A 4,930-nucleotide genomic window follows, 5' to 3' on the forward strand; every position below is an offset into this window, starting at 1 on the left:
CTCGCCGGCCAACCCGCCGTCGGGCTGCCGCTTCCGCACCCGCTGCTGGAAGGCCCAGGAGCGCTGCGCGACCGAAGTCCCGCTGCTGGCCGCGCCGTCCTGGCTCGGAGGGCTCGCCAAGCACGAGTCGGCTTGTCACTTCGCGGCGGAGCGCGAGGTCGAGCGGAGTGCGGCGGAGCGCGAGGTCGAGCGGAGTGCGGCGGAGCGCGAGGTCGGGCGGAGTGCGGCGGAGCGCGAGGCCCGGCAGGGTGCCGTCGAGGGGCAGGCGGGCCGTCCACCGGCTCCCGGGCAGGGGGGCGACGGCTCGGCTCCGGGGGGCTCCTCCCCGGGCGCTCCGGGGGCTCCTGGGGCTCCCGGCACCCCGGATGCCGGGAGCGGCCCGGAGGCCGGCTCCGGCCCGGGCGACGGGAAACCGGTTTGACACCACCGGACTGAGTTCTTCCGAGCGGTGAACACAGGGCGCGTCCTCCTCGGAGGGCGCGCCCTGCGGCCTGTGCTGGGAGAACTCCCGAATGCTGGTCCGGACTCCGAGGGGCTTTTGGATATTACGCCGCGTAATGTGCCGAATTCCGGTGTCCGTCGTCCGTTATTCGGAAGGCGGAAGAAATTGTTCCGCGTGTGATATGGCGGAATTTGGCGAGCATTGTCACGACTTGGTCTGAGCATGTAACTGAAAAGAGATGTAAGGGCGATTCCGCCAGGGGGGCCGGGTGATCGATAGTTGCTCTGCGCGTGTCAGTGGTCACACCATCAACTCGGTGGTTCGACGCTGACGTTGATCCCCCATGCCCGGCACACCGAGTGGCGTGGGTGCTGTTTCGTTCGTAAGCCCCTAAATCGAGGAGCAGTTGAATGAGGCTCACCAAGACCATGCGCTGGACCGCCCTGGCGGCGTGCACCGCGCTTGCGATCTCCGCCTGCAGCACCAGTGGTGGCAAGTCTGCGACGGATCAGGCGAGTGGTGGGTCGGGCAAGAAGGGCGGCTCCATCAGCGTCGAACTGGGTGAGCCCCAGCACGGGCTGGTCCCGCAGAACACTGCCGAGTCCGAGGGCTCCGAGGTGCTCAACGCGCTGTTCTCCGGCCTGGTCGAGTACGACAACGACACCAGTGTGCCGAAGCTCCGCGTCGCCGAGTCGATCGAATCGCCGGATGCCACGACCTGGACGATCAAGCTGAAGGACGGCTACACCTTCCACAACGGTGAGAAGGTTACCGCGAAATCCTTCGTGGACGCTTGGAATTACGGGGCGAACCAGGACAACGCCCAGGAGGCGCTGCCCTTCTTCGACAAGATCCTCGGTTCCGACGAGCTGGCCCCGGGCAAGGGCAAGACGCCCGCCACCAAGGAGCTCAAGGGCCTGAAGGTGGTCGACGACAAGACCTTCACGGTGACCCTGAAGGCGCCGTTCTCCCAGTTCAAGACGATGCTGGGCTACAACGCCTTCTTCCCGCTGCCGGCCGCCTTCTTCACCGACCCGAAGGCCTTCGACGACGCCCCGATCGGCAACGGCCCCTTCCAGATCGACGGGAAGTGGGAGCACAACAAGCAGATCAAGGTGAAGCGGTACGAGAACTTCCCGGCCGCCGAGGGCAAGGCGAAGCTGGACTCCGTCACCTTCAAGATCTACGAGAAGCTGGAGACGGCGTACAACGACCTCCGCGCCGACACCATCCAGATCACCGACAAGCTCCCGGTCTCCGCGATGGCCACCGTGGCGAGCGAGTTCGGCGACCGGTACATCTACAAGCCGGAGTCCGGGGTCGGCTACATCGGCTTCCCGATCGCCACCAACCCGGCGTTCGCCAACGCGGACGTCCGCAAGGCGATCTCGATGGCCATCGACCGCGAGTCGATCACCAAGACCATCTTCAGCGGCACCCGCAAGCCGGCCGACGACTTCATCAGCCCGATCATCCCGGGGTACCGCAAGGGCGCCCTCGGCGACGTCGCCAAGTACGACCCGGCGAAGGCCAAGGCGCTCTTCACGCAGGCCGGCGGCCTGCCCGGCAACACGATGGAGATCGGCTACAACGCCGACGGCGGCCACAAGGAGTGGATCGAGGCGGTCGGCAACCAGCTGAAGGCCAACCTCGGCGTCGAGGTCACCTACAAGCCGTTCGAGAAGTTCGGCGCGATCCTCACCGCGCTGGGCGACAAGCAGTACAGCGGCGCCTTCCGCATGGCCTGGTCGATGGACTACCCGTCGGCGGAGAACTACCTGCGGCCGATCTTCTCCAAGATCGCGATCGACAACGGCTCCAACTACGGCGGTTACGTCAACGAGGAGTTCGAGGCGCTGCTGGCCAAGGCGGACAGTGCGAAGACGGACGAGGAGAGCCTGAAGCTGTACCAGCAGGCCGACGACGTCCTGATCAAGGACGTCCCGTACATCCCGATCTACACGTACATGTCGTCCGCGGCGTACACCAAGACGGTCAAGAACGTGAAGGTCAACGCCCAGGGGCAGATGGACCTGGCCAACGTCGAACTGGCCTGACCGACATCCAGCTGACGGCACGCCCCGACGGGTGGCGCGGGTGACCCCCGCGCCACCCTTCGCGGCCGTGCCCCTAGCCACGAGGAGGCCCCGTGGGCCGCTATGTGGTCCGCCGGATCATCCAGGCCATACCTGTGATTCTCGGCGCGACGTTCCTGATCTACGCACTGGTCTTCCTGCTGCCTGGCGATCCCATTACGGCACTGGCCGGTGAGAAACGCGCCGATCCGACGGTCGTGGCGGTGCTCCAGGAGCGCTACCACCTGAACGACCCGTTCTTCGTGCAGTACTGGTACTACCTGTCGCACCTCTTCACCGGCGACTTCGGCGAGGACTACCGGGGCAACGCGGTGGTGGACGTGATGTCCGCGGCCTTCCCCTACACCATCAACCTCGCGCTGACCGCGCTGGGCATCGAGATGGCGGTGGGCGTCACGGCCGGCGTGGCCGCCGCCCTGAAGCGCGGCCGCTTCATCGACAACGTGGTCATGATCTCCACCCTGATGGTCATCTCGATCCCGGTCTTCGTGATCGGCTTCGTGCTGCAACTGGTGCTGGGGGTCAAGCTCAAGACCGACTACGGCTTCGACTTCTTCCCGGTGTCGTTCAACGAGGAGGCCGGGTTCCGGTCCTACCTGATGCCGGCCTACGTGCTGGCGTCGACCTCACTGGCGTACGTCGCCCGGCTCACCCGGGCCAGCCTGATCGAGGTCATGCGGGCCGACTACGTCCGTACGGCGGTCGCCAAGGGGCTCAGCCCGTTCCGGGTGGTGGTCCGGCACGGGCTGCGCAACGCGCTGATCCCGATCGTCACCTTCCTGGGCATGGACCTCGGCGGGCTGATGGGCGGTGCGGTGATCACCGAGGGCATCTTCAACATCCCCGGCGTCGGCCACCAGCTCTTCCAGTCCGTCTACCTGCGGGAGCGGACCATCGTGGTCGGCATCGTGAGCGCCCTGGTGCTGGTCTACCTGTTCGCCAACCTGGTGGTCGACCTGCTGTACGCCGTACTGGACCCGAGGATTCGCTATGAGTGAGCCGACGAAGAGCGACGACCTGGTCGTCCCCGCCGCGGAGCCGGCCGGCCCGGTGAGCCTCCCGGGGCAGGCCGTCGGGGAACCCTCCGCGGCCGCCGGCCAGGAGCCGGGCGAGGCTCCGGCGGCGACCTTGACCAAGGCGCCCGCCGAGGCCCCCGCGCAGGCCCCCGCCGAGGCCCCGGCCGAGACCACGGGGAAGCCGGGGAAGCCCGGCAAGGCCGACACCGAGCGCGTCGCCAGCCTCTGGACGGACGCCTGGTACGACCTGCGCCGCAACCCGCTGTTCCTGATCGGCGCCCTGCTGGTGGCGTTCATGGTGGCGCTCGCGATCGCCCCGCAGCTGTTCACCGGCAAGGACCCGCAGTCGGCCGGCTTCTGCCAGCTGGCCGACTCGCTGAAGCGGCCCAGTGCGGACCACTGGTTCGGCTTCGACGTCCAGGGCTGCGACGTCTACACCCGGACGGTCTGGGGCGCCCGCAACTCGATCGTCGTCGGCATGCTCACCACGACGTTGGTCGTCCTGGTGGGCGGCGCGCTGGGGCTGCTGGCGGGCTGGGTCGGCGGGTTCTGGGACAGCCTGCTGTCCCGGGTCACCGAGATCTTCTTCGCCATCCCGCTGCTGCTCGGCGGCATGCTGATCATGGCGAACTTCCAGAAGGGGAACGCCTTCACGGTCTCGATGGTGATGGCGGTGCTCGGCTGGCCGCAGATCTACCGGCTGATGCGCTCGGCGGTGCTGTCCAACAAGCACAACGACTACGTCGTCGCGGCCAAGGCCCTCGGCGCCGGCACCTCGCGCATCCTCGGGCGGCACATCCTGCCCAACGCGGTGGCGCCCGTCATCGTGGTCTCCACCATCAACCTCGGTGTGTACATCGGGGCGGAGGCCGCGCTGTCGTACCTGGGCATCGGGATCCAGTCCCCGGCGATCTCCTGGGGCCTGATGATCAGTGACGCGCAGGCCCGCTTCCTGAGCGCGCCGCACGTGCTGCTCTTCCCGGCCGTGGTGCTGAGCATCACCGTGCTGGCGTTCATCATGCTCGGCGACGCGGTGCGCGACGCCCTCGACCCGAAGCTGCGCTGAGGAGGGCCGCGGGCTATGACCGCAGTGCCGAACGATTCGAAGCCGTCCAGGCTGTCGACGCTGTCGAAGAACAGCAGCACCCCCGAGGCCGGCCTGATGGAGGTGACCGGCGGACGGGAGAACCTGGTGCCGGGCACCCCGTTGCTGGAGGTCGACGACCTGCACATCGAGTTCCACACCCGGGACGGCATCGCCAAGGCCGTGAACGGCGTCAGCTACTCGGTCTCGGCCGGGGAGACGCTGGCCGTCCTCGGCGAGTCCGGTTCGGGCAAGTCGGTGACCGCGCAGGCGATCATGGGCATCCTGGACA

4 protein-coding genes and 1 pseudogene are annotated in these 4,930 nt (G+C 67.5%); all 5 read left to right on the forward strand.

What is annotated here, in order from left to right; all coding sequences use genetic code 11:
• Positions 1-421: pseudogene (locus tag IE329_RS41350) on the forward strand (hypothetical protein); the annotation flags it as partial.
• A 431-nt stretch (positions 422-852) separates the two neighbouring features.
• Positions 853-2,499: a peptide ABC transporter substrate-binding protein gene (locus IE329_RS39565; protein ID WP_190215911.1), complete on the forward strand. Its 1,647-nt coding sequence runs from the start codon at positions 853-855 to the stop codon at positions 2,497-2,499.
• A 92-nt stretch (positions 2,500-2,591) separates the two neighbouring features.
• Complete coding sequence (locus IE329_RS39570; protein WP_073926278.1) at positions 2,592-3,536, forward strand: ABC transporter permease; 945 nt, start codon at positions 2,592-2,594, stop codon at positions 3,534-3,536.
• Positions 3,529-4,620: an ABC transporter permease gene (locus IE329_RS39575; RefSeq protein WP_190215912.1), complete on the forward strand. Its 1,092-nt coding sequence runs from the start codon at positions 3,529-3,531 to the stop codon at positions 4,618-4,620. The genes IE329_RS39570 and IE329_RS39575 overlap by 8 nt, the downstream gene beginning before the upstream one ends.
• A 96-nt stretch (positions 4,621-4,716) precedes the next feature.
• Positions 4,717-4,930: ATP-binding cassette domain-containing protein (locus tag IE329_RS39580; protein WP_190215913.1), on the forward strand; the 214-nt coding region annotated here is incomplete at its 3' end.

Origin of the sequence: Kitasatospora indigofera (assembly GCF_014655955.1) — a bacterium.
In the GTDB taxonomy this organism is placed as follows: domain Bacteria; phylum Actinomycetota; class Actinomycetes; order Streptomycetales; family Streptomycetaceae; genus Kitasatospora; species Kitasatospora indigofera.